We start from the raw sequence: 23,982 nt of genomic DNA, 5'->3' as shown, positions 1-23,982 counted from the left end.
ACTACTTCTCCTGGAGATCGGCAGCGCGGATGGCGCGATAGATCTCCGGTGTTTTCTCAGGGGCGCTGTCGCCAATGACTATGGCTCTGCGCACCGCGGCAGCGGCTTCTTCGAAGGCGCTTTCTGACTGGGCATGCACCATTGCCAGCGGCTTGTCAGCATTGATTTCATGTCCCAGGGCACAAACCTGTGTCAGGCCGACGCTGTAATCCAGGGCATCACCTGGCTTACGACGACCACCACCCAGAGTGACCACAGCCAAGCCGAGTTCACGGGTATCCATGCTGTAAGCAAAGCCGGAACGCTCGGCATACACAGGACGAATAATCTTGGCCTGAGGCAAGTATTTTTCAGGATGTTCGACAAAATCGACCGGGCCGCCCAGTCCGGAAACCATACGGGCGAAGATCTCGGCGGCCTTGCCATTATCCAGCACGGCGTTGAGCTTACTGCGGGCCTCGGCCTCATTGGCGGCAAGACCACCGAGCAGCAACATCTCACTGCAAAGTCCCATGGTGACTTCGTAGAGGCGCGGATTACGATATTTGCCGGTAAGGAAGTTCACCGCCTCGAGCACTTCGACCGCGTTCCCGGCGCAGGAGGCCAACACCTGGTTCATATCTGTCAGCAAAGCCGTGGTCTTGGTACCTGCACCATTGGCAACCGCAACAATAGAACGAGCCAGTTCCTCGGATGCCTGATAAGTAGGCATAAAGGCACCGCTGCCCACTTTGACGTCCATCGCCAGCGCATCCAGGCTACAAGCCAGCTTCTTCGACAGTATAGAGGCGGTGATAAGCGGGATGGATTCGACAGTGGCCGTGTTGTCACGAATGGAATAGAAACGCTTGTCGGCAGGGACCAGATCGCCGGTTTGACCGATAATGGCCACACCGACCTCTTTAACCACCTTACGGAACAGTTCGCTGTCGGGCTCAGTCTGATAGCCGGGGATGGCGTCAAACTTATCCAGAGTGCCACCTGTGTGGCCCAGACCACGACCGGAAATCATGGGAACATAACCGCCGCAGGCTGCCGCCATGGGGCCAAGCATCAGGCTGATAACATCGCCCACGCCGCCTGTGCTGTGTTTGTCTATGACAGGGCCGTCGAGCTGCAGGCTATCCCAATTGAGCACAGTGCCGGAATCACGCATAGCCGTCGTCAGTGCGATGCGCTCATCCATGCTCATGTCGTTAAAATACACCGCCATCCCGAATGCAGCTATCTGACCTTCAGACACGCTGTTATCGGTAATGCCTTTGACAAAGAACTGGATCTCCTCCTTGGAAAGCGCCATTTTTTCACGTTTTTTACGGATTATCTCTTGTGCCAGAAACATAATACTGCCTCCTTTCTGCTGCAACCTTGTCTAAAGAAGCTGTTACAGCATTGGGGTTGGACGTCAAATGTGTAGTAATTTTATTACAGATACTAACCAAGTTTTGACGTCCCCAAATAGACTTGGATCACAATCAGCGGGGATTAGTAACCTTGAGTCGGTGCTGGAGCGTCAGCCAGTTCCAGTGTGTGCAGCAGACTGGCCAGCAGGCTGGATGCACCGAAGCGGAAAGTCCGGGGTGAAACCCAGTCACTGCCCAGAATACGCTCGGCTACGCCAAGAAATTCAGCGGCTTGAGCGGCATCACGCACACCACCGGCGGGCTTGAAGCCTACAGCTGGATTCTTCTCACTGATGACGGTCAGCATGATTTCAGCCGCTTCAAGAGTGGCATTGACAGGTACTTTACCGGTAGAGGTCTTGATAAAGTCAGCGCCGGCATCGATAGACAACTCGGAAGCCTTGCGAATAAGCGCCGGGTCTTTCAGTTCGCCGGATTCGATGATCACTTTCAACAGCACATTGTCACCACAGGCTTCTTTGCAAGCCTTTACCAGCTCAAAACCAACAGTTTCGTTGCCTTCCATCAGCGCACGATAAGGGAATACCACATCCACTTCATCAGCACCGTAGGCGACTGCTGCACGAGTTTCCAGCACCGCGATAGCTATGTCATCATTGCCGTGGGGAAAGTTGGTGACTGTGGCAATACGGATATCATCTGCGCCCATGGCATCCAGAGTCTTGCGCGCGATAGGAATAAAGCGTGGATAAATGCAGATAGCAGCGGTATGACCGGCCGGAGTATTGGCCTTATGACACAGTTCGATCACCTTTTGATCGGTATCATCATCATTCAAAGTGGTCAGGTCCATCAGTTGGATGGCGCGCTGTGCTGCTTGTTTTAAATCGCTCATAATTGCTCTCCGAGACATAAAATCAAAGGATTAAAAATCTGTCTTGGCAGCGCCAGAGGGGCTTTGTGGTTATTGTTATGGCCGGGCCTTCGGGCGACGCCTGCATTTGACTGCAAATCATCTTTGTAGGGTATTCAACCTTGATAACGAGTATCACGACTTGAATCCTTGAAGACCGGGAAGGGGGAACTCAAGTTCCTTGCCTTGCCGCGAAAAATCCTTTTTAACGCGAGAAATCTGTCAACCTTTACGTAAACAAGCTGAACCAGCTTCCGGCTATTAATCCGGGTTCATTGAACCCAATTCACTATAGCTCAGGCTTAGGTAAAGATTAAGTCAGAGCAAAATAAAAACGGGGGTCACCCAAGTGGGTCACCCCCATCTGCGATTAGAACTTGTAGGTCGCGCTCAGGTAATGAGACCAACCTGTAGATTCCAGAGCCAGAGCACCGGCACCGTCTTCGATCAGGTATACGTCTTTAAAGCCTTTCAGGCCATAACCCAGAGCGTAGCGATCTGAATGCCAGTACAGACCGAAGAATACGTTACCGCCATTGGTAGAAGTTGGTACGAAAGCTGTCTTGTTTTCGTCAGCACCGAACTGGTAGTCGATGTAACCCTGGAATGACAGGAAGCTCTTGTTGTCGAAGAAGTAGAAAGGCTTGAACCAGTTCATAGAGAACTGATAACCGTTCCATTCTTTATTGTTCAGGTCGTAGTATCCATACAGGTTCATGCCGGTTTTGCCCAGCCATGGCACCATAACGTCAGCACCCACACCCCAGAAAGAGCTGTTAACACCAGTGCCGTCACCGTCGTTAATCAGGCCGTCCCAGTTAAACAGAGTAGAGAAGTAAACTTCTTGAACTGGGCCGAAAGACAGATCTTTACCGAATACGGCATCCAAGGAGATACGTGGTGCAAATTTCATGAACAGCTTGCTGCTGCCTGAACCTGGGTTCTTGTCACCGTCGTTGGTGTACTGGTTACCCAGGTTAAACACGTCAATATAACCATACAGGTCAAAGATACCGGAACGACCACCAAACTCCATTTCCAGGTAGTTGTGCTGATCACCTGTAGCAGGGTTATCGGGCTTCTCACCGATAGAATACATCAGGTTGAACTGCATCCACTTGTAATCACTGCCGTGCAGATCAGAACGATCAGCGGCGTAAGCATTGCCTGACATGGCGGCGACCGCGGTAGCGGCTAAAGCTAAAGTTTTAACGTTTTTCATCATCAACCCCATTCATCTTTGGTTCTCGCCACCCTCTTGGAGCGGCATTCTTTTAATTGGCGCCCGCATTCTACCTTCTCCATCCAAAACCACAAGAAAGACAAAAATAAAATGCGAACACTAAATTTTATATTTGAACAAAAGTACCCATTTCACTCACTAGCCAGAAATATCTGTACTCTTGTTCTGCTCATCTTGCCAACCATAGGTTGGCATATGAGCCAAGCAAAGCTAAGTTTGGAAATCGATTGGGTTAACAAGAGGCCTGCGAATTCAGGCCTCTGTTCACTACCGTCTTACAGTGCCAGGAACAAACCTGCCAGAGTCGCACTCATCAGGTTAGCCAGAGAACCGGCAACCACGGCGCGCAGACCCAGTTTAGCCAGGTCGTGACGACGATTTGGTGCCATAGCCCCCAAGCCGCCCAGCAGAATTGCGATAGAAGACAAGTTAGCAAAGCCACACAGAGCGAAAGAGACAATCGCCATTGTACGGGCTGTCATTGGCGCCTGAGTCTCAGCCACACACATAGGCAGCTCTTTAGTGACATCAGCGGCTACTGTAGTACAAGCCATAGCAGCATCATGGATGAAAGGAGCGAAGTTCATGTAAGCCACAAACTCGTTGACCACTATCTTCTGACCGATGAAAGAACCTGCAATCATGGCTTCATTCCAAGGCACACCAATGAGGTAAGCCAGCGGCATGAAGATATAGCCAAGGATCAGTTCCAGGGTAAGGTTTTCCATGCCGAACCATCCGCCGATACCACCTATAATACCGTTGATCATGGCAATCAAACCGATAAAGGCCAGCAGCATAGCACCAACGTTCAGCGCCAGGTGCATACCGGAAGAAGCACCGGCTGCAGCAGCGTCAAGCACGTTAGCTGGCTTGTCCGGATCGTCCGGCAGTTCATCCATGTCGTTCTTGGCGGTTTCGGTCTCTGGGTGCATCAGTTTGGCCATCAACAAGCCACCTGGAGCGGCCATGAAAGATGCCGCAACCAGATACTGAATAGGTACACCCATCTGCGCGTAACCGGCCAGAACAGAACCAGCGATAGATGCCAGACCACCGACCATAATGGCGAACAGCTCAGATTGAGTCATGGTAGGAATGAAGGGACGAACCACCAGAGGTGCTTCGGTCTGACCCACGAAGATATTGGCAGTGGCAGACATAGACTCGGTACGGCTGGTACCCAGGGCCTTCTGCAAGGCACCGCCTATGATGCGGATAATCCACTGCATGATGCCCAGATAATAGAGCACAGCGATCAGAGAAGAGAAGAACACTATGATTGGCAGCACGTTTACTGCGAAGATAAAGCCGACTTTGAAGTTAGCCAAATCACCAAACAGGAAACCGATACCATTTTGTGCATAACCGATAACACTGGAAACAGCGTCGGAGATACTTTTCAGGATATCTTTACCGACCGGCACATACAGCACAAAGCCACCGAAAGCGGCCTGAATCGCCAGTGCACCACCGACTGTTCTAAGATTGATTGCTTTCTTGTTGTTGGACAACAAGAAACCAATCGCGAGTAGGGTGACCACCCCTACCAAGCTCATAAGTATATTCATTAACCATCACCCTATTGTTAACGCTTTTTAATTATGTTGTTAACCAACCTTTTTCCGAGCAAGATTATACCCGACCTCCGGGGCAAAATCGTCGTTTTGATCAAGTTTTTGAAGTTAATTTTCAAAAGTTTAGTCACCGCATGTAATGCGAGTTACACCTGTTCCATTAAAAAAAACTAAAGCTCAAATAGTTGCATTAGATTCTGTTGGAGGTGTTCTGATATTAGAACATTGCTGTTTTTCTGCAAATTCGCCATTTCGGCTATTATTTGTACCAGCGTCAGAGGGGTATTGCGCTTTTCCGGCAGGAAATGAGGTGTCATTGAGGGTGAATCTGTCTCGACCAAGAGCGCATCTAGAGGTAATTTGCTAACTGTGTCACGTAACTTTTTTGCGTTTTTATTCAGCAATAAGCCACCAATCCCCAATTTGAAACCCAGTTCCAGATAAGCGATTGCTGTTTCATAAGAGCCGTTGAATGCATGAATCACTCCGCCACGCGGCAGCGAATACTGTTTCAACATTCCCAAGAGTTCATTATGGCTTTTCACCGAATGCAGTATCAGTGGCAGCTTCAACTCTGCCGCCAAGGCCAACTGCCCATCAAGCACTCGGTATTGTAAATTCCAAGGGACATACGCCGGGTTATCTGGTGCAAACTCTGCCTTAGGTTTGTCCAAACCGCACTCGCCAATTCCCACCATCAAAGAGTCATTCGCTGTCATGAGCTCGGTTCTCAGTGCTGCAAGGGATTGGTCGCATTCAATGAGGGTTTTCGGGCAATACCAGGGATGGATCCCCAAGGTATAAGGCAGTTGCAGTTGGTGAGCAATCGCTTTCTGTTTTGACCAATGTTCACTGCTAACACCGGGAATAATGGCCCCACCAATACCGGCGGCCTTCATCGCGGCCATGAGGGCTCGCCTGTCATGATCAAATTCACTGAAATCCAGATGAGCATGGGAGTCAAAGATCATGTTGCTTTCCTTCTTTTTGTCCGTCTGCCAGAGGATCTTTCTGCTTACGTTTCGTTAATGGCGGATCACTGAGCCTTGGCATACAACAACGGCGACTATCTTCGGTTAACCCCAAGCTGTCGCAAAAACGGATGTAACTTTTCCAGCACTTTTGAATAAAAAACATCAGAAGATCTCTCAACAACATCCCAATAAAAAAGGTGGAGCAAGCTCCACCTTTGTGATTTAGTGTTCCCGGGTCTTGGCAAACTCAATATCCGGATAGCGCTCCATGGACAAATTAAGATTAACCATGGTCGGCGCGATATAAGTCAGGTTATCACCGCCATCCAACGCCAAATTGGTGGAGCACTTACGTTGGAACTCCTCCAATTTACGGGCATCATCACAGTAGACCCAACGCGCGGTTGCCACGTTTATAGCCTCATAGATGGCTTCCACGTTGTATTCCGATTTGAGTCTGGCGACCACCACTTCAAACTGCAGTACCCCAACAGCCCCTACGATCAAATCATTGGTATCCAGAGGACGGAAAACCTGCACAGCCCCCTCTTCCGAGAGTTGCACCAGGCCTTTGAGCAGCTGTTTCTGCTTCAGCGGATCTTTAAGGCGAATACGACGGAACATTTCAGGTGCAAAGTTGGGGATCCCGGAGAACTTCAACTCTTCCCCTTGGGTAAAGGTATCGCCAATCTGAATAGTGCCATGATTGTGCAAACCTATGATATCACCGGCGTAGGCTTCGGCGGCGCGCTCACGGTCACCGGCCATAAAAGTGACCGCATCTGAGATACTGATAGTTTTACCTATGCGGACATGCTTCATCTTCATGCCCTGGGTATATTTACCGGAAACGATACGCATAAAGGCGATACGGTCTCTGTGTTTGGGATCCATGTTTGCCTGGATCTTGAACACAAAACCGGAAAACTTCTCTTCACCGGCTTCGACCAAACGCTCTGTGGTCTGCCTCGGCATAGGTTTGGGCGCCCAAGCAGTCAAGCCATCCAGCATATGGTCGACCCCAAAGTTACCCAGGGCGGTCCCGAAGAACACAGGTGTCAACTCGCCACACAGGAAGAGTTCAAGATCAAATTCATTGGAGGCACCGGTTACCAGCTCCATCTCGTCACGCAGCTGTGCTGCCAGGTCGCTGCCAACGGCTTCATCCAGCTCAGGGTTACCCAATCCTTTGATTATCCGTACTTCCTGAATAGTGTGACCATGACCTGTCTGATACAGAATGGTTTCATCGCGGTGAATATGGTAAACGCCTTTGAAAGACTTACCACAGCCTATCGGCCAGCTGACAGGTGCACAGAGAATATCGAGCTCGTTTTCCACTTCATCGAGCAATTCCATCGGATCGCGGATATCCCGGTCGAGCTTGTTCATGAAGGTAACGATAGGGGTGTCACGCAGCCGAGTTACTTCCATCAACTTACGGGTTCTGTCCTCAACCCCTTTGGCAGCATCAATAACCATAAGGCAGGAGTCCACCGCTGTCAGGGTACGGTAGGTATCCTCAGAGAAGTCTTCGTGACCAGGGGTATCCAACAGATTAACCAGGCAGTCGTTGTAAGGAAACTGCATCACAGAAGTCGTGACCGAGATCCCCCGCTCCTTTTCCATCTCCATCCAGTCAGATTTAGCATGCTGAGACGAGCCACGGCCTTTTACTGTACCGGCAGATTGAATGGCGCGGCCATGAAGCAAGACTTTTTCTGTAATGGTAGTTTTACCCGCATCCGGGTGAGAAATGATGGCGAAGGTGCGGCGCTTGTCCACTTCGACTTTAATACCTGACATGTTCTTCCGTACACTTATGACGCTTGAAAAAGGCGCAAATTATAGCGCCTCCCTCAGGCCTTGGCTAGGCAAGGCCTTTGATTGTCAGATAAAGGCAGATCAGTTAGCCGTCTGTTGCACGGGTTCCGGCGTTTGCTCCAGCAATGCCAGTTCCATTCTGGCATATCTGTGTTCAACAAAATCATAGATATTGGTGGCCAGCGCCAGGCGCAGATAATCGGCCGCCTTATCTTTGTCACCTTGCTCGGACGCCACCTTAGCCAGATAAAAGTAGGATTCGCACAAACGCTCTGCATACTCTTTGGGGTGAGTCAGGCCACTCTTGGCCATGGCAAACACCCGAGATTCATCAACCGCGCCCAGATAATAGTCGACCAACACAGTCGCCCAGGCATTGTCATCCAGACGGGTACGGTTGAACTGCAGCCTTGCCAGCGCTTCCTGGGGTGAAAGCTCATACTCGGTCAGATATAACCACAGCGCTCGGTAACCATCACTTTCATCCTTGAGATAAAAGCTTTCCATATCTTTAGCCGCCAGCTGTTTGCGCTCGCCATAGTAAAGCGCAATACCGCGATTGAGGAAGGCATAATCATACTCAGGGGACAACTCAAGAACCGCATCAAAGGCCTCGTAAGCACTTTCAAACTCACCTTCCTGGGTGTAATAGATACCGAGGAAGTTATAGGCATCAGCTAAGTTAGGTTGCAATTTCAGCGCCTGATGAAAATCGATGCGAGCCAAGATCCTCAAGCCCACGCTGTCGTATATAACCCCACGGTCATAATGAAAACGAGCCCGTTGCTCAGTAGTCAGTTCGGCCCTCGCCAGGATTTCATTGAGTTTTGCCAGAGTGACCTCCAACTTATAGTCAGGCAAAACAGGGGCGACCAACAGCTCACTGTTGGTTTCAGACGCCGGCAGGGAAGCGCATCCCGAAGTCAGCAAACTGGCTCCGGCCAGTACAGAAAACACAGCGGCGCGCAGATTAAAACTCATCCAATCCTTCCTTTGTCATATCCCAATGCAGGCTCAATCATAGCAATACAGCCGTGGCTACGCTATCCGCCAACGCGGGCAAATCCAAGATAATTTAAGTGGTGGCAATAAAAAAGGAGACCCTAAGGTCTCCTTTTCTCATGCGATGAAAGCTTACTCGGCTGCTTCTGGAGCAGCTTGTTGTGCTTCTTTGATAGACAAGCGTACACGGCCCTGACGATCCACTTCCATTACCTTAACGGTAACTTCCTGGTTCAGTTGCAGGTAGTCGGATACGTTGGCCACACGCTCTTCAGCAATTTGAGAGATGTGTACCAGACCATCTTTACCGGGCAGTATGTTAACGAAGGCACCGAAGTCAACGATGCGGATAACTTTACCCTTGTAGATGCGACCCACTTCCACTTCAGAGGTGATCTCTTCAATGCGGCGGATAGCTTCCTTGGTGGCGTCGGCATTGCTTGAAGCAATCTTCACAGTGCCGTCGTCTTCCAGCTCAATGGTAGTACCTGTCTCTTCGGTCAGCGCGCGGATAGTTGCACCGCCCTTACCTATCACTTCACGGATCTTCTCAGGGTTGATCTTGATGGTAGTGATACGTGGAGCGTGGTCAGAGATATCGTCACGGGCAGAGCCAATGGCCTGGTCCATCACATTAAGGATATGCACACGGGCACCATAGGCTTGCTGCAGTGCAATTTCCATGATCTCCTTGGTGATACCTTCAATCTTGATATCCATCTGCAGTGCGGTTACACCATCACGGGTACCGGCCACTTTAAAGTCCATATCACCCAGATGATCTTCATCACCCAGAATGTCAGACAATACGACGAAATCATCACCTTCTTTCACCAAACCCATGGCGATACCGGCAACTGAAGTCTTGATAGGTACACCGGCATCCATCAGCGCCAGAGAAGTACCACACACAGACGCCATAGAGCTGGAACCGTTGGATTCAGTGATTTCAGATACTACGCGCACGCTGTATGGGAATTCTTCGGCAGAAGGCATTACGGCGTTGATACCACGCCATGCCAGCTTACCGTGACCGATTTCACGACGCTTGGGTGAACCCACCATGCCGGTTTCACCGACAGAGTATGGAGGGAAGTTATAGTGCAGCATGAAGCGGTTGGTACGCTCGCCCATGATGGAGTCAATCTTCTGCGCATCACGCTCGGTACCCAGAGTACAGGTCACCAGCGCCTGAGTTTCACCACGGGTAAACAGGGCGCTACCGTGAGTACGTGGCAGCACACCGGCCATTACAGACAGGGCACGCACCATATCCGGCTCACGACCGTCGATACGAGGCATACCTTTGATGATGCGGCTACGAACCACTTTCTTCTCCAGGCTACCCAGCAGGCCGTCCAGCTCACGCTGATCCAGTTCAGGGTTTTCCTCGAGCAGCTTTTCGATAGCGGCTTTCTTGACTTCAACTACCGCATCGCGGCGCTCATGCTTGGCGATGATCTGGTAAGCGGCGGTAAGACCTTCTTCGGCCAGTGCCTTAACCTTGGCAACCAGCTCTTCGTTGGCAACAGGAGCTGTCCAGTCCCAAGCAGGCTTACCGGCTTCAGCCTTGAGTTCATTGATGGCATTAACCACTACCTGCTGCTGCTCGTGACCGTATACCACGGCGCCCAGCATCACTTCTTCAGGCAGGGCCTTGGCTTCAGATTCAACCATAAGCACGGCGCTCTGGGTACCGGCAACAACCAGATCCAGCTCGCTGTTTTCACGCAGCTCTGCACCAGGATTCAGCACATATTCGCCATTGATGTAACCGACACGTGCCGCACCCAGAGGACCATTGAATGGAATACCGGAAATAGCCAAAGCAGCAGAGGTACCTATCATGGCCACAATGTCTGGCTCGATCTGTGGATCAACAGAAACCACAGTGATGATCACTTGGACTTCGTTGGTGAAGCCGTCAGGGAACAGTGGACGGATAGGACGGTCAATCAGGCGGGCGATCAGTGTTTCATCTTCAGATGGTCGACCTTCACGCTTGAAGAAACCACCAGGGATCTTACCGGCTGCGTAAGTCTTTTCCTGATAGTTAACAGTCAGCGGGAAGAAGTCACGGCTTGGGTCTGCTTCTTTCTTGCCAACCACAGTCACCAGAACTGTAGTATCGCCCATGCTGGCCAGAACGGCTGCATCGGCTTGGCGTGCAATAACCCCTGTTTCCAGAGTGACTGTGTGTTGACCATACTCAAAACTTTTTACAATAGGATTCACTTGACCCATTCCTTAATTTAATAACCTTGAATTTCGCGCGTAAGTATACTGCAAACCTCTAGAATAGATAAAGAGTGCCAGATGATGACAAAGACGCTTCTTTTTTCTAAAGTGGACTATATCAATCACATGTTGCTGCATTGCTACCAAATTGGACTAGCCTTGAATATAGAATTCGCCCACATAATAGCAGGAAAAGGCAGATGAATACCGCCAGGTTCAAGTCGCTCACCTGGAAGCAAACCAATCTGGTGGTTTTCACAGCTCTTTTCTTTGCCGTTGCTATTTTTATCATTGAAATTTTGATTGTGGTGACCACAGAAAGGCAATCGTTGCTCAGTAGTCAGCAAGAGTTACTCGACTCAGTTGAACAACCGGCCGCCAATGCGGTCTGGGCATTGGATGACAATTTGGCGCGTCAGACAATGGAAGGCGTGATGAAAGTGGAGCATGTCGGTTCAGCCAGGATCACCCTGGATGACAACTCCCTATTCGTCAATCTCGGCAGCAGCCGCCCTGAGCCTTCAGATACTTTTGGTAATTTGAGTCTCAAACTATTTGGCGATCTCAAGCAGATATCAAGGCCACTGCAACGTCCTTTTTATTTTGAAGGCGCGCAAAAAGAGCAACTGATAGGCACGCTCACCATCAATTATGATACCCGTGAACTGACCCAGACTCTTATCAGCCAGTTGCAGTTCAGTTTTGCTGCGACTTTGGCCAGGGCATTGTTTCTGACACTGGTGCTCTCCATAGTATTCCACCGCTTTTTGACCCAACCCATCGCCCGGATCAGTGAAGCAATAGACAAGATTGACCCTGAGTCACCGGATGAAAATATGTTGCCGGTATCGGCCAACCATAAAGATGACGAATTGGGGCTGGTTACCTCCAAGTTCAACCAGATCCTTAAACAATTCAGCCAGACCCAAAGCAAGCTGCGCAAAATGGCGACCCGGGATCCTCTCACCGGCCTGCCCAACCGTACCTTGTTATTGGAAACCATAGCAGTCGCCATTCAACGTGCCCGAGTGCACAAACGTAACTTCAGTCTGCTGTTTATCGACCTCGATAGATTCAAAAACGTCAACGACTCACTGGGGCATGCGGTGGGTGACCAGTTTCTGGCAAGGATAGCCCGCATTCTGGAACGAGTGGTCGGAGACAAGGGAACTGTGGCCCGTCTCGGTGGGGATGAGTTTGTGATCCTGGCCGATGAGATTCAATCACCGACCCAGGCGGCCGACTTTGTCGACAAACTATTAATCCAGCTCAATACCCCGGTACAACTCAATGAACATGCCATTCACCCGGCCGCATCCATAGGTATTTCCATCTACCCCGAAGATGGCCTGAGCGCCGAAGATCTTATTCGTCACGCCGATATCGCCATGTATAGCGCCAAGGCCGCTGGCTCCAACCAATGGGCTTTTTTCAAGCAACAGATGACAGAAAGGGCGGCGGTAAGGTTGCGCACAGAAGCTTCGCTGCACGATGCCATCCGTAACAACGAATTTCTACTGCACTTTCAACCAAAAGTTAATATCGAAACCGGTGAATTGATGGGATGCGAGGCACTGATCCGCTGGCAAAAAGACGGCCGTTTGATAAGCCCCATGTCGTTTATTCCGGTTGCCGAAGAAACCGGGATCATCATCCCTATTGGCCGCTGGGTCATAGAGCAAAGCTGCCGGGTACTGCGGCGCTGGCAGCAACGTTACAACTTCAGTCCTCCAATCGCTGTCAATGTTGCCTCACAGCAGTTTGCTGACGCCAGCCTGGTACCGGACATCAAACAGATGGCGCTGCGTTATCAAATAAGGCCCGAATTGCTGGAAGTGGAGATCACCGAAACCTCATTGATGAATGATATTGAGCTGGCGATCAGCAAGCTTGAACAACTTAAGTCGGCAGGCTTTGGTATTGCCGTCGACGACTTCGGTACGGGTTACTCATCCCTCTCTTACCTAAGACACCTGCCAATAACCACCATGAAGATTGATCGCTGTTTTGTAACCGATCTTCCTCAAGAGAGCGCAATAGCTTCCACCATTCTGATGCTGGGGCGGCAATTGGATTTGAAAATTGTCGCCGAAGGCATAGAGAACGAGCAGCAACTTGAATGGCTGAAGCAAAATCACTGCGCCATAGGCCAAGGCTTTTATTTCAGTCAGCCGTTGTCACTGGAGGAATTTGAAGCTAAATACATAGCTCCACATAATGCCAGGATCCTCAAATTGGATGGTCAACTGAGCTGAGTTGTAATCAGCCAGTTTTTGATGACTGACATTGAGTGAAAAGGGGCGAGTAAAAATACGCTTCCCCAAAATTGCAGACACAAAAAAAGGAGACCTAAGTCTCCTCTTCTTTTGGTACAGTTCGCGATTAGCGACGCAGACCCAGCTTCTGGATCAGAGCGGTATAACGAGCGACATCGGTACGCTTCAGGTAAGCCAACAGCTTACGACGAGAACTAACCATACGCAGCAGACCACGACGAGAGTGGTGATCGTGAGTATGCTCTTTAAAGTGGCCTTGCAGGTGGTTGATCTGAGCAGTCAACAGTGCAACCTGAACTTCAGTAGAACCGCTATCGTTTTCGCCACGGCCGAATTCAGCCAGGATTTTCGCTTTCGCTTCAGTACTTAGTGACATGTGTCTCTCCAAAATAGTCTTTATAGTTTCCCCAGCCGATCACTAACTCAGCCAAGGGCGCGACATAATAACCCCAAGGGCTGTAGATCGCAAGTCAAGCTCGGCTTTTTGCCTCAGGTAACACTACCAAGCGTTTAGGAGCCAACAAACCATCGTCATTCATCATGCCGACACCAATGAAGCGCTTGCTGTCACCCAAGGTGATCCGCACCAGAGTATCTGCTTCCAGCTTGGCAACCCGCACCGGGTTACCATTAAGCAAATAACCGGCCATGGCGTCGGGGACGTTGCACTCGGGAAGATCGGCAACCGCCGTATCCATGGGAAGCAGCAAAGGGTCCAATAGCTCAGAAGGCACCCGCTCTTCGGTCATGGCCTGTTCCAGCAAGGCTTCGAGCTGTGCCAGACTAACCATACGCTCATAGGGATAACCCGCCACCTGAGTACGGCGCAGCATGATCACATGGGCGCCGCAGCCAAGCATTTCCCCCAAGTCATCTATTATGGTGCGAATATAAGTGCCCTTGGAGCAGTGAATATCCAGCGTCAGCTCGTCATTCTCCCAAGAGATGAACTTGAGCTCATAAACGTGAATAGGCCTGGCTTCGCGAGGCACTTCCTTGCCTTCACGGGCGTACTTGTACAAGGGTTGGCCCTGATACTTGAGTGCCGAGTACATGGAAGGCACCTGCATGCTATCGCCACGAAAATGCTCCAGCGCCTGTTCCAATTGAGCCATGGAAAACTCAACCGGCCTAGTTTGCACCACTTCACCGTCTGAATCGCTAGTATCAGTTCGCTGTCCAAGCTTAGCTGTCACCAGATAGCGTTTATCAGCATCCAACAGATGCTGGGAAAACTTGGTGGCTTCGCCAAGACAGATGGGTAGCATACCGGTCGCCAGAGGATCCAGCGCGCCGGTATGGCCGGCCTTGGCGGCGTTGTAGATCCGCTTTACCCTTTGCAGGGCAAAGTTGGAACTCATGCCAGTGTCTTTATCCAACAGGACGATACCATCGACCAAACGGCCTTTGGGACGACGCGCCATCAGTTGTTTTCCTCATCCTTGTCGTGAGATTCAGTGCCAAAAGTTTGCTGCTTGGCCTTGTCCTGATTGATGACCTCAGTTACCAGGTTGGACATTCTCATCCCCTCGACCAGAGACTTGTCATAGACAAATTTCAGTTCAGGCATCACCCTGAGCTTCATTCTGCCGGCTACCAAGGTGCGGGCATAAGGCGCTGCCTTGTTAAGTGCAGCCAGCTTTTCATCAACCTTAACCGGGTCTTCTTCAAAGAAGGTGACATACACTTTTGCATAACTTAGATCCCGTGAGACTTCCACGTCATTAACCGTGACCATGCCTACACGAGGATCTTTCATATCACGCTGCAGTACCTGCGCCAGTTCCTGTTGCAGTTGCTGGGCAATACGCCGGGTACGACTAAATTCTTTTGCCATAGTATTCTTCCCCAAAATCAACAAGGGCGGCCTCTGCCGCCCTTTTCGATGTTGTCGTTACAGGGTACGGGCAACCTCGACGGTTTCGAACACCTCAATCTGGTCGCCTACGCGAACATCATTGTAGTTCTTCACACCGATACCACATTCCATGCCATTGCGAACTTCGCTAACGTCATCTTTAAAGCGACGCAGAGACTCTAGCTCACCTTCATAGATAACCACGTTCTCACGCAGAACCCGGATAGGTGCGCTGCGCTTAACGATACCTTCGGTCACCATACAACCGGCGATTGCACCCAGTTTAGGCGACTTGAACACATCTCGCACTTCAGCCAGACCAATGATCTCTTGCTTGAATTCAGGAGAAAGCATACCGCTCATGGCCGACTTGACTTCGTCAATGAGGTCGTAGATCACGCTGTAGTAACGCAGATCCACACTCTCACTTTCGATGGTCTTACGGGCCTGTGCATCGGCACGGACGTTGAAGCCCACCATGATGGCGTTGGACGCTGCGGCCAGAGTCGCATCTGTCTCAGTCAGTGCACCCACGCCACTGGCGATGATGTTCACTTTCACTTCTTCGGTAGACAGACGGGTCAGCGAGTCGACGATGGCTTCCAAAGAACCCTGTACGTCGGACTTGAGCACGATATTCAGCTCTTTCACTTCACCTTCAGTCATGTTGGCAAACATGTTTTCCAGCTTGGACTTCTGCTGACGCGCCAGCTTGATATCGCGGAACTTACCCTGACGATACAGGGCAACTTCACGGGCCTTACGCTCGTCACGAACAACTGTCGCTTCGTCACCGGCAGAAGGCACCCCGGACAGACCCAGGATTTCAACCGGAATCGACGGACCGGCTTCAGTAATGTTCTTGCCGTTTTCATCCTTCATGGCACGGATCTTACCGTACTCCAGACCACACAGAACGATATCGCCCTGACGCAAAGTACCTTCCTGAACCAGGATGGTAGCAACAGGACCGCGACCCTTGTCCAGCTGAGACTCAACAACCACACCGGCGGCCATGCCGTCACGTACGGCCTTGAGTTCGAGGATTTCGGCTTGCAGCAAGATGCCTTCCAGCAGCTCGTCCACGCCCATACCAGTCTTGGCAGAAACAAACACAAACATGTTGTCGCCGCCCCAATCTTCCGACATCACGCCGTGCTGGGACAGTTCACTCTTGACGCGATCGACATCGGCTTCAGGCTTATCCATCTTGTTCACTGCCACGATCAGCGGTACACCGCCGGCCTTGGCATGCTGGATAGCTTCAATAGTCTGAGGCATTACGCCATCATCGGCAGCCACAACCAGAATCACGATATCTGTGGCCTTGGCACCACGGGCACGCATGGCGGTAAACGCTGCGTGGCCTGGAGTATCCAAGAAGGTGATCATGCCGTTATCGGTTTCTACATGGTAGGCACCGATATGCTGGGTAATACCACCGGCCTCACCGGCCGCGACCTTAGTGCGACGGATATAATCAAGCAGCGAGGTCTTACCGTGGTCAACGTGACCCATGATGGTCACAACCGGCGCACGAGGCTCCAGTTTGACATCTTCACCGTCACGATCGGCCAGAACCTGATGCTCCAGCTCGTTTTCACGGATAAGCACAACCTTGTGGCCCATCTCCTCGGCAACCAGTTGGGCAGTTTCCTGATCCAGTACTTGGTTAATGGTCACCATAGAGCCCATCTTCATCATGGTCTTGATGATTTCAGTGGCTTTGATGGCCATCTTCTGCGCCAGCTCGGCCACAGTAATGGTTTCACCTATACGTACATCGCGGTTTACCGCGGCTACCGGCTTATTGAAGCCATGGCTCATGGCTTGAGGCGCACGATTGCGGATATTGCGCTCACGACCGTCACGGGAATCCTTGGTACGTTTCTTACCGGCACTCTTGTGACGTGAACGACGACCACGCTTCTCCTCATCCATATCACTGGTGTCTTCGGCGGCGCGGGCCACTTTAGAGGTGGTGATATGATGATCGCTGCGCTTCTCGGCTTCTAGACGCTGGCGCTCTTCTTCGGCCCAGCGTTTTTCATTCTCTTCAGCCAGGCGACGGGCTTCGGCTGCCGCACGGGCGGCTTCTTCATCGGCCTTGCGCTTAACAGCTTCAGCTTGAGCCGCTTTCAGACGCTCGGCCTCAACACGGGCAGCTTCCTGCTCGGCGCTGGTCTTGGGATCGGCCTTAACCTCTTCTTTGGCTTTACCGGCATCCTGAGCCACTTTGGCCTTGGCTTTGGCTTCAGCTTCCGCCTTGGCTTTCGCTTCGGCTTCTGCCTTAGCCTTGGCTTCCGCTTCTGCCTTGGCTTTCGCTTCGGCTTCTGCCTGAGCTTTGGCTTCTGCTTCGGCGCGAGCCTGTTCTTCCGCCTGACGGGCCAACTCGGCCGGGTCACGCTTCACAAAGGTGCGTTTCTTGCGTACTTCGACTTTGACGTCTTTGGACTGGCCGCCGCTGCCGGCAACACTCAAAGTCGATACAGTTTTACGCTGTAATGTCATCTTGGTGGGCGCACTGTCCGCACCATGTTGTTTTTTCAGGTAGTCCAGCAGTTGCTGTTTCTCGGCCTCGGTGACACTGTCATCCTTGCCTTTCTTGATACCGGCCTTGGAAAACTGCTCGATCAATCGCTCTACGCTTTTTCCCACTTCAGTGGACAGTTTCTCTACTGTTGTCTCTGCCATCAGTTAAATCCCCCTGTTGATCGACTATGCTTCTTCGCCAAACCAACAGATGTTGCGGGCTGCCATGATGAGCTCACCTGCTTTTTCTTCTGTCAATTCTTCAATTTCGATCAAATCGTCAATGCCTTGCTCGGCTAAATCTTCCAGAGTTATCACACCCATACTTGCCAAAACGTACGCCAGGTGGCGCTCCATTTCAGGCATGGACAACAACTCTTCGCTAGGTTCGGCACCATCCAGTGCTTCTTCGGATGCCAGTGCACGGGTAGACAAGGCAGCCTTGGCGCGCTCACGCAATGCGGCAACTATGTCCTCATCAAATCCTTCGATGGCCAACAGCTCGGAAACAGGAACATAAGCCACCTCTTCCAGAGAGGTGAATCCTTCGTCGGCCAGCACCTGGGCGAAATCTTCGTCCACATCCAACGCACCCACGAACAGCTCCATCACTTTGGCGCTTTCGGCCTGATGTTTCTTGTTCATGTCTTCCACTGTCATCACGTTCAGTACCCAGCCTGTCAGCTGTGTCGCCAAACGAACGTTTTGACCATTGCGGCCGATAGCTTGTGCCAGACTATCGGCTTCGACGGCGATATCCATTGAGTGGTTATCTTCGTCAACAATAATTGAGGCCACATCGGCTGGTGCCATAGCGTTGATAACAAATTGTGCCGGGTTATCGTCCCACAGCACTATGTCAACACGCTCGCCACCAAGTTCATTGGATACAGCCTGCACCCGGGCACCGCGCATACCGACGCAAGCCCCGATAGGGTCGATACGACGATCGTTTGATTTCACGGCGATCTTGGCACGTGAACCTGGGTCGCGGGCGGCGCCCATCACTTCGATCATCTCATCGGCAATTTCCGGTACTTCAACACGGAACAGTTCGATCAACATTTCAGGCTTGGTGCGGGTCAGGAACAACTGAGCACCACGAGCCTCAGGACGCACAGCATACAGCAGGGAGCGTACCCGGTCACCAGGACGGAAAGTCTCACGGGAGATCAGGTCTTCTTTGAACAGCACGCCATCGGCGTTGTTGCCGAGATCAACCACTACGCTGTCGCGGTTGCTCTTTTTGACCACACCGGTAACCAACTCACCTTCTTTGTCGATAAACTGCTCGACGATTTGGGCGCGCTCGGCTTCACGGACTTTCTGTACTATTACCTGCTTGGCGGTTTGAGTAGTAATACGGTCAAATTGTACCGAATCGATTTCATCTTCAATGAACTCGCCAGGCTGGATCTCAGGGTTCTCATAACGAGCCGCTTCCAGAGTGATTTCACGGTAAGGGTTTTCCAACGCTTCACCGTTATCATCAACCACCAACCAGCGACGGAAAGTCTCGTAATCGCCAGTTTTGCGATCTATGGCAACACGAACATCGATATCGCCTTCATACTTTTTCTTGGTTGCGGTAGCCAGCGCAATTTCGAGCGCCTCGAAAATCTTTTCGCGCGGTACAGCCTTTTCGTTGGAAACCGCTTCAGCGACCAGCAAAATATCTTTATTCATCGTCTTGCCTCGTTCACCTTGAAACCATCAAAACTTAGCGATCAGGTTGCCTTTACGGATGTTATCCAAGGCAATAATCAAGTCTTTTCCATCCACTGTCAGAGTGAGCATCTGCCCTTCCACCTTAGTGATGGTACCTTTTAAGTTACGACTACCCGCTACCGGCATAGTCAGTTGAATCTTTGCTTCCTCTCCAAGGTACATACCATATTGCTCAGAGGTGAACAGCGGCCTATCGAGACCGGGAGAGGAGACTTCCAGCGTGTATTCGGAAGTGATTGGGTCCTCGACATCCAGAATGGCGCTCGCCTGACGACTGGCATTGGCACAATCTTCAATATTAATGCCGTTCTCACTGTCAATAAAGAGCCGCAAGGTTGAATGCTTGCCGGCCTTAACAAATTCAATACCCCAGAGCTGGTAGCCGAGGCCTTCCACTGCTGGAGTAAGCATTTCTGTGAGTCTGGATTCTAATGTTGCCAAGGTAACCCCCGAAAAACAAAAAAGGGCTATTAATAGCCCCAGTATTGAGCTGCCGTAAAAGGCAGCAAATTTAAAAGTCCCAGATAACAAAAAACCCCGTAATCACGAGGTCATTATGTTCAAGAACCTGTAAACAGGATGAATTAAATATTAGCTTAATTCATCACTGGGAGCTGGTTGCGGGGGCCGGATTTGAACCGACGACCTTCGGGTTATGAGCCCGACGAGCTACCAAGCTGCTCCACCCCGCGTCAACTGCTGCAAGTTTACTGATTTCAGCTTTCACTTGCAATAACTGAGAAAAATTTCACATTCATTAACTCAGTTAAAGATTGGTGCCGAGAGCGGGACTTGAACCCGCACGACCGTTAGGTCACAGCCACCTCAAGGCTGCGCGTCTACCAATTTCACCACCTCGGCATATTCGGTATTAGTCTGGAATTTTGCTCTCAGACTGTTGGGTCTGTTCTACCTCAGGCCCCAAAATGTTGGTATCCTGCTTCACGTGATGCGCACTCATATTGCCGATAACCAGGCTGAGAGTGAAAAACGCGATAGCGAGAATCGCCGTTGTCCGAGTCAGAAAGTTACCTGAACCTGCTGAACCGAACAGGGTTCCTGAAGCACCGGCACCAAAAGATGCGCCCATGTCAGCTCCCTTGCCTTGCTGGATAAGAATGAGTCCAATCAGACCCAAAGCCACCAACAAGTAAATAACCATCAGTACTTCTTTCATATTAAGCGCTCATTGCTATTGAACATAAACTCAAGAATTCGGTAGAGTTTAAGCTAGCACCGCCTATCAGTCCACCATCTACATCAGGTTGGGCGAATAAATCTGCAGCATTACTTGGTGTGACACTGCCGCCGTACAAGATCCTGATGTTTTCCCCAATATAAGGGGACACTTCAGAGAGGCGATTGCGTATAAACGCGTGAACTTCTTGCGCCTGCTCTGGTGTTGCGCTCTTTCCTGTCCCTACAGCCCAAAGGGGCTCATAGGCGATGATCGCATTATCAAAAGCCATGGTACCGTTCTTTTCGATTACCACATCAAGCTCCTCGGCAAGCACCTCAAAGGTACGTCTTGCTTCACGAGCCGGGCCAGATTCACCAACACAAAGTATCGGAGTCAGACCGTGCTTTTGAGCCGCGGCAAATTTCTCTGCCACTATATTACTCGTTTCACCGTACATACGACGGCGTTCCGAGTGACCAATTATCACATAACGACAACCGGCATCTTTCAGCATCCGCCCCGAGGTTTCACCTGTATAAGCACCAAAATCGTGCTGACTCAGGTTTTGAGCCCCCATTCTAACCAGAGAACCATTCAGGGTTTCTTTGTTAGCTTCGAGCAGTTGCCTTACGCTTTCCAGGTAAATCGCTGGTGGGCATAAAACCACTTCAACAGAATCATTATGTAGCTTGCTGGCAAACTTCTTGAACAGCTCTTGTGCCAACTGTGCACTGCCATTCATTTTCCAGTTGCCTGCTACCATTGGACGTCTGAGTGCCATCACCATCTCCTCTGAAAGCGGCGTGAATAATAGCGAACCACTTATTAACTTACAATACCTGATTACGGAATTTTTGCGATTTACTGTGTGTTCGGCTACTTTTTATGCTCACACTCAGTAAATCGCTCACAATTCCAACTTAAGTCGTTAATTTTACTTTGATTAAGCTGAAGAATGCCAGTTTAAACCGCTTGTTTGACTGCGGCGGCTATGGTTTCGGCATGGGCGCGCACCAGGACTTCATCGTCCCCTTCCACCATTACCCGGATCAAAGGCTCAGTTCCGGATTTACGCAGCAGTACCCGGCCACGCTCGCCAAGTCGCGACTCGACCTGAACTTGGGCGTCTTTCACCAGTTGTGACGCCAGTGGATCTGAGTTGCCTTCAAAGCGAACATTAATAAGGACCTGAGGCAACATCTGCATCGACTCAGTCAGCTCTTCCAGTGACGCATTGTGACGACGCATTGCCGCCAGCACCAGAATACCTGCCACTATGCCATCACCCGTAGTGCCATGATCCAGATTGAGGATATGGCCAGAGTTCTCCCCACCTATGCGCCAATCTTTCTCTTTCAGCAACTCCATTACATAGCGGTCACCGACCTTGGAACGGGCAAAAGGGATATTGAGCTGTTTGAGCGCCAATTCGAGCCCCAGATTGGACATCAGAGTACCGACAACCCCGCCTTTAAGAATGCCGCGCTTTTGCGCGTCGCAGGCAAGAATATAGAGGATCTGATCGCCGTCTATCACTTCACCCTGTCGATTGACCATCATGATACGGTCACCGTCGCCATCGAGCGCGATACCCAGATCGGCGCCTTCGCTGACCACGGTCTCACAAATCTTGGCCATGGAGGTCGCGCCAACCTGATCATTGATGTTGATGCCATTGGGCTTATCCCCTATGGTCACTACCTCGGCGCCCAGTTCGCGGAACACATTGGGGGCGATGTGATAGGTTGCGCCGTGAGCACAGTCTACCACTATCTTGAGTCCGGCGAGGGTTTGGTCCGCCGGGAAGTTACCTTTGCAATATTCGATATAACGACCGGCAGCATCATCAATGCGGGAGACTTTCCCCAGCAGGTGTGACTCGACACAAACCAGAGGCTTTTCCAGCTCGGCTTCAATTTCAAGTTCCAACTCGTCATCCAGCTTACTGCCATCTGTGGAGAAAAACTTGATACCGTTATCGTAGTAGGGGTTGTGAGATGCACTGATAACCACTCCGGCCTCGGCGCGGAATGTTCGGGTCAGGTAGGCAACTGCAGGCGTCGGCATAGGGCCCATCAACATCACATTGAGCCCGGCGGCAGACAGGCCGGCTTCCAGAGCCGACTCAAACAGATAACCAGAGATCCGGGTATCCTTGCCTATGATCACTTTACGAGTGCCACTGCGGGACAAGACCCTACCGGCAGCCCAGCCAAGCTTAAGAGCCAACTCCGGAGTCATCTTGCCCGCTCCGACCTTGCCGCGGATCCCATCCGTACCAAAAAACTTTCTCACGTTCACTCCTACTGAGAACCATCTTCAAATGGCTATTCTATATACTGTAAACCTAATATTGGCTGACCTATTGGCTTGAAATGCTTTTATCCCAAATACATTTATTATCCAAAACGTTTGCTGGCAGCCATCACCTTAAGTACATCGCAAGTCTCTGCAACATCATGTACCCGAATAATATGAGCTCCCCGCTGAGCAGCCAACATGGCGCCAGCCAGGCTACCTGCCAATCTACTATCTACGCTGCGCTCAAGCAGATTTCCTATCATACTCTTTCGCGACAGTCCGATAAGTAAAGGCAGATCAAATTTTGCCAGCTCTTGCAAATGAGCCAGCAGATGATAATTGTGTTCCAGCGTCTTGCCAAATCCAAAACCCGGATCCAGCAATATTGCCTCTCTGGCGATCCCCGCTTCAATACAGGCCTCAATACGCTTGGCAAAGAAGTCGTTCACCTCGGCGAGCAGATCCTCATAGTGAGGCTCATTCTGCATGGTTCTGGGCTGCCCCTGCATATGCATCAGACATACAGGCACCTGCAGTTCAGCAGCGGCTTGCAGGGCGCCCGGCTCCTGCAAGGCCCGCACATCATTGATAAGGTGAGCGCCGGCATTGATACCGGCGCGCATCACTTCGGCTTTGCTGGTATCTAAAGAGATCCAGGTTTTGGGATGCTTGGCAGCAATATACTCCACCAGGGGAACAACCCGGGAAAGCTCCTCTTCGACGCTGACATCGGCAGCACCTGGACGGGTGGACTCGCCGCCGATATCGATAAACACGGCGCCATCGGCCACCATTTGGTCGGCACGTCGGCAGGCCAGTTCAAAGGAAGAAAAACGGCCGCCATCGGAAAACGAATCCGGGGTTACGTTGAGGATCCCCATCACCTTAGGCTCATCGAGTAGTAGTTGGTGAGCACCGGACTTCAATTCAAACACTCATTACTCCCTTACGCGTCAAGCGCGAGAACATCTT

At 51.0% G+C, this 23,982-nt stretch carries 19 protein-coding genes and 2 tRNA genes; 1 reads left to right on the top strand and 20 read right to left on the bottom strand.

Annotated elements, in window-relative coordinates:
• Position 1: 1 nt before the first annotated feature.
• From deoA to pnp, 8 genes are all read right to left on the bottom strand, one after another.
• Positions 2-1,342, bottom strand: a complete 1,341-nt coding sequence (gene deoA, locus ACMHXE_RS16970; protein ID WP_025009943.1) for a thymidine phosphorylase — start codon at positions 1,340-1,342, stop codon at positions 2-4.
• Between the two features lie 143 nt (positions 1,343-1,485).
• Entirely contained in the window at positions 1,486-2,259 is a 774-nt protein-coding gene (deoC, locus tag ACMHXE_RS16965; RefSeq protein ID WP_101053978.1) for a deoxyribose-phosphate aldolase, read from the bottom strand.
• A 388-nt stretch (positions 2,260-2,647) separates the two neighbouring features.
• A complete protein-coding gene (locus tag ACMHXE_RS16960; protein WP_101054056.1) occupies positions 2,648-3,499 on the bottom strand; it encodes an outer membrane protein OmpK in 852 nt (283 codons plus the stop codon).
• A 296-nt stretch (positions 3,500-3,795) separates the two neighbouring features.
• The gene (locus ACMHXE_RS16955; RefSeq protein WP_039033647.1) at positions 3,796-5,091 is read right to left on the bottom strand and encodes a NupC/NupG family nucleoside CNT transporter; all 1,296 of its coding nucleotides are present in this window, start codon (positions 5,089-5,091) and stop codon (positions 3,796-3,798) included.
• Between the two features lie 176 nt (positions 5,092-5,267).
• On the bottom strand, positions 5,268-6,065 hold the full coding sequence (locus ACMHXE_RS16950) for a TatD family hydrolase (RefSeq protein ID WP_413732886.1): 798 nt from the start codon (positions 6,063-6,065) through the stop codon (positions 5,268-5,270).
• Positions 6,066-6,293: 228 nt separating this feature from the next.
• Positions 6,294-7,877, bottom strand: coding sequence for a peptide chain release factor 3 (gene prfC, locus ACMHXE_RS16945; RefSeq protein ID WP_101053969.1), 1,584 nt, complete (start codon positions 7,875-7,877; stop codon positions 6,294-6,296).
• Between the two features lie 99 nt (positions 7,878-7,976).
• Positions 7,977-8,876 carry a lipoprotein NlpI gene (gene nlpI / locus ACMHXE_RS16940; RefSeq protein ID WP_101053966.1) on the bottom strand — a complete coding sequence of 300 codons (900 nt, stop codon included), beginning with the start codon at positions 8,874-8,876 and terminating at the stop codon, positions 7,977-7,979.
• Positions 8,877-9,029: 153 nt separating this feature from the next.
• Entirely contained in the window at positions 9,030-11,132 is a 2,103-nt protein-coding gene (gene pnp / locus ACMHXE_RS16935) for a polyribonucleotide nucleotidyltransferase (protein ID WP_100144254.1), read from the bottom strand.
• 203 nt (positions 11,133-11,335) lie between these two features.
• Here pnp and ACMHXE_RS16930 point away from each other — a divergent pair, with 203 nt between their 5' ends.
• On the top strand, positions 11,336-13,390 hold the full coding sequence (locus ACMHXE_RS16930; protein WP_101053963.1) for a putative bifunctional diguanylate cyclase/phosphodiesterase: 2,055 nt from the start codon (positions 11,336-11,338) through the stop codon (positions 13,388-13,390).
• Between the two features lie 127 nt (positions 13,391-13,517).
• Here ACMHXE_RS16930 and rpsO read toward each other — a convergent pair whose 3' ends face one another.
• The 12 genes from rpsO to folP all read right to left on the bottom strand — a co-directional run bounded on the left by rpsO (position 13,518) and on the right by folP (position 23,945).
• On the bottom strand, positions 13,518-13,787 hold the full coding sequence (gene rpsO / locus ACMHXE_RS16925) for a 30S ribosomal protein S15 (protein ID WP_039033642.1): 270 nt from the start codon (positions 13,785-13,787) through the stop codon (positions 13,518-13,520).
• A gap of 94 nt (positions 13,788-13,881) precedes the next feature.
• The gene (truB, locus tag ACMHXE_RS16920; protein WP_101053960.1) at positions 13,882-14,835 is read right to left on the bottom strand and encodes a tRNA pseudouridine(55) synthase TruB; all 954 of its coding nucleotides are present in this window, start codon (positions 14,833-14,835) and stop codon (positions 13,882-13,884) included.
• Positions 14,835-15,248 carry a 30S ribosome-binding factor RbfA gene (gene rbfA, locus ACMHXE_RS16915; RefSeq protein ID WP_101053956.1) on the bottom strand — a complete coding sequence of 138 codons (414 nt, stop codon included), beginning with the start codon at positions 15,246-15,248 and terminating at the stop codon, positions 14,835-14,837. The genes truB and rbfA overlap by 1 nt, the downstream gene beginning before the upstream one ends.
• A 57-nt stretch (positions 15,249-15,305) precedes the next feature.
• Positions 15,306-17,963: a translation initiation factor IF-2 gene (infB, locus tag ACMHXE_RS16910; RefSeq protein WP_101053953.1), complete on the bottom strand. Its 2,658-nt coding sequence runs from the start codon at positions 17,961-17,963 to the stop codon at positions 15,306-15,308.
• Positions 17,964-17,987: 24 nt separating this feature from the next.
• Positions 17,988-19,487 (bottom strand): transcription termination factor NusA, encoded by a 1,500-nt coding sequence (gene nusA / locus ACMHXE_RS16905; protein WP_101053950.1) that lies wholly within the window; start codon positions 19,485-19,487, stop codon positions 17,988-17,990.
• 27 nt (positions 19,488-19,514) lie between these two features.
• Positions 19,515-19,970: a ribosome maturation factor RimP gene (gene rimP / locus ACMHXE_RS16900; RefSeq protein WP_025887922.1), complete on the bottom strand. Its 456-nt coding sequence runs from the start codon at positions 19,968-19,970 to the stop codon at positions 19,515-19,517.
• Between the two features lie 174 nt (positions 19,971-20,144).
• Positions 20,145-20,221, bottom strand: a tRNA-Met gene (locus ACMHXE_RS16895).
• 82 nt (positions 20,222-20,303) lie between these two features.
• Positions 20,304-20,390: transfer RNA gene (locus ACMHXE_RS16890), tRNA-Leu, on the bottom strand.
• Positions 20,391-20,400: 10 nt separating this feature from the next.
• Positions 20,401-20,706, bottom strand: coding sequence for a preprotein translocase subunit SecG (secG, locus tag ACMHXE_RS16885; protein ID WP_101053947.1), 306 nt, complete (start codon positions 20,704-20,706; stop codon positions 20,401-20,403).
• A gap of 1 nt (position 20,707) precedes the next feature.
• Complete coding sequence (gene tpiA / locus ACMHXE_RS16880; RefSeq protein ID WP_039033635.1) at positions 20,708-21,490, bottom strand: triose-phosphate isomerase; 783 nt, start codon at positions 21,488-21,490, stop codon at positions 20,708-20,710.
• Positions 21,491-21,672: 182 nt separating this feature from the next.
• Positions 21,673-23,010, bottom strand: a complete 1,338-nt coding sequence (gene glmM / locus ACMHXE_RS16875; protein ID WP_101053944.1) for a phosphoglucosamine mutase — start codon at positions 23,008-23,010, stop codon at positions 21,673-21,675.
• A gap of 98 nt (positions 23,011-23,108) precedes the next feature.
• Positions 23,109-23,945 carry a dihydropteroate synthase gene (gene folP, locus ACMHXE_RS16870; protein WP_101053942.1) on the bottom strand — a complete coding sequence of 279 codons (837 nt, stop codon included), beginning with the start codon at positions 23,943-23,945 and terminating at the stop codon, positions 23,109-23,111.
• Positions 23,946-23,982 lie beyond the last annotated feature (37 nt).

Origin of the sequence: Shewanella sp. BJSY2023SW007 (assembly GCF_047314525.1) — a bacterium.
GTDB classification, from domain to species: Bacteria; Pseudomonadota; Gammaproteobacteria; order Enterobacterales; family Shewanellaceae; genus Shewanella; species Shewanella chilikensis.
Note: the sequence above shows the minus strand (reverse complement) of the source record. Positions and strands in the feature narration are given on the sequence as shown.

Coding starts and splice junctions, on each gene's coding strand:
- rbfA (WP_101053956.1), bottom strand. CDS start 15,248: ATGGCAAAAGAATTTAGTCGTACCCGGCGTATTGCCCAGCAACTGCAA.
- rpsO (WP_039033642.1), bottom strand. CDS start 13,787: ATGTCACTAAGTACTGAAGCGAAAGCGAAAATCCTGGCTGAATTCGGC.
- ACMHXE_RS16955 (WP_039033647.1), bottom strand. CDS start 5,091: ATGAATATACTTATGAGCTTGGTAGGGGTGGTCACCCTACTCGCGATT.
- deoC (WP_101053978.1), bottom strand. CDS start 2,259: ATGAGCGATTTAAAACAAGCAGCACAGCGCGCCATCCAACTGATGGAC.
- secG (WP_101053947.1), bottom strand. CDS start 20,706: ATGAAAGAAGTACTGATGGTTATTTACTTGTTGGTGGCTTTGGGTCTG.
- ACMHXE_RS16930 (WP_101053963.1), top strand. CDS start 11,336: ATGAATACCGCCAGGTTCAAGTCGCTCACCTGGAAGCAAACCAATCTG.
- tpiA (WP_039033635.1), bottom strand. CDS start 21,490: ATGGCACTCAGACGTCCAATGGTAGCAGGCAACTGGAAAATGAATGGC.
- prfC (WP_101053969.1), bottom strand. CDS start 7,877: ATGTCAGGTATTAAAGTCGAAGTGGACAAGCGCCGCACCTTCGCCATC.
- ACMHXE_RS16960 (WP_101054056.1), bottom strand. CDS start 3,499: ATGAAAAACGTTAAAACTTTAGCTTTAGCCGCTACCGCGGTCGCCGCC.
- truB (WP_101053960.1), bottom strand. CDS start 14,835: ATGGCGCGTCGTCCCAAAGGCCGTTTGGTCGATGGTATCGTCCTGTTG.
- infB (WP_101053953.1), bottom strand. CDS start 17,963: ATGGCAGAGACAACAGTAGAGAAACTGTCCACTGAAGTGGGAAAAAGC.
- nusA (WP_101053950.1), bottom strand. CDS start 19,487: ATGAATAAAGATATTTTGCTGGTCGCTGAAGCGGTTTCCAACGAAAAG.
- nlpI (WP_101053966.1), bottom strand. CDS start 8,876: ATGAGTTTTAATCTGCGCGCCGCTGTGTTTTCTGTACTGGCCGGAGCC.
- deoA (WP_025009943.1), bottom strand. CDS start 1,342: ATGTTTCTGGCACAAGAGATAATCCGTAAAAAACGTGAAAAAATGGCG.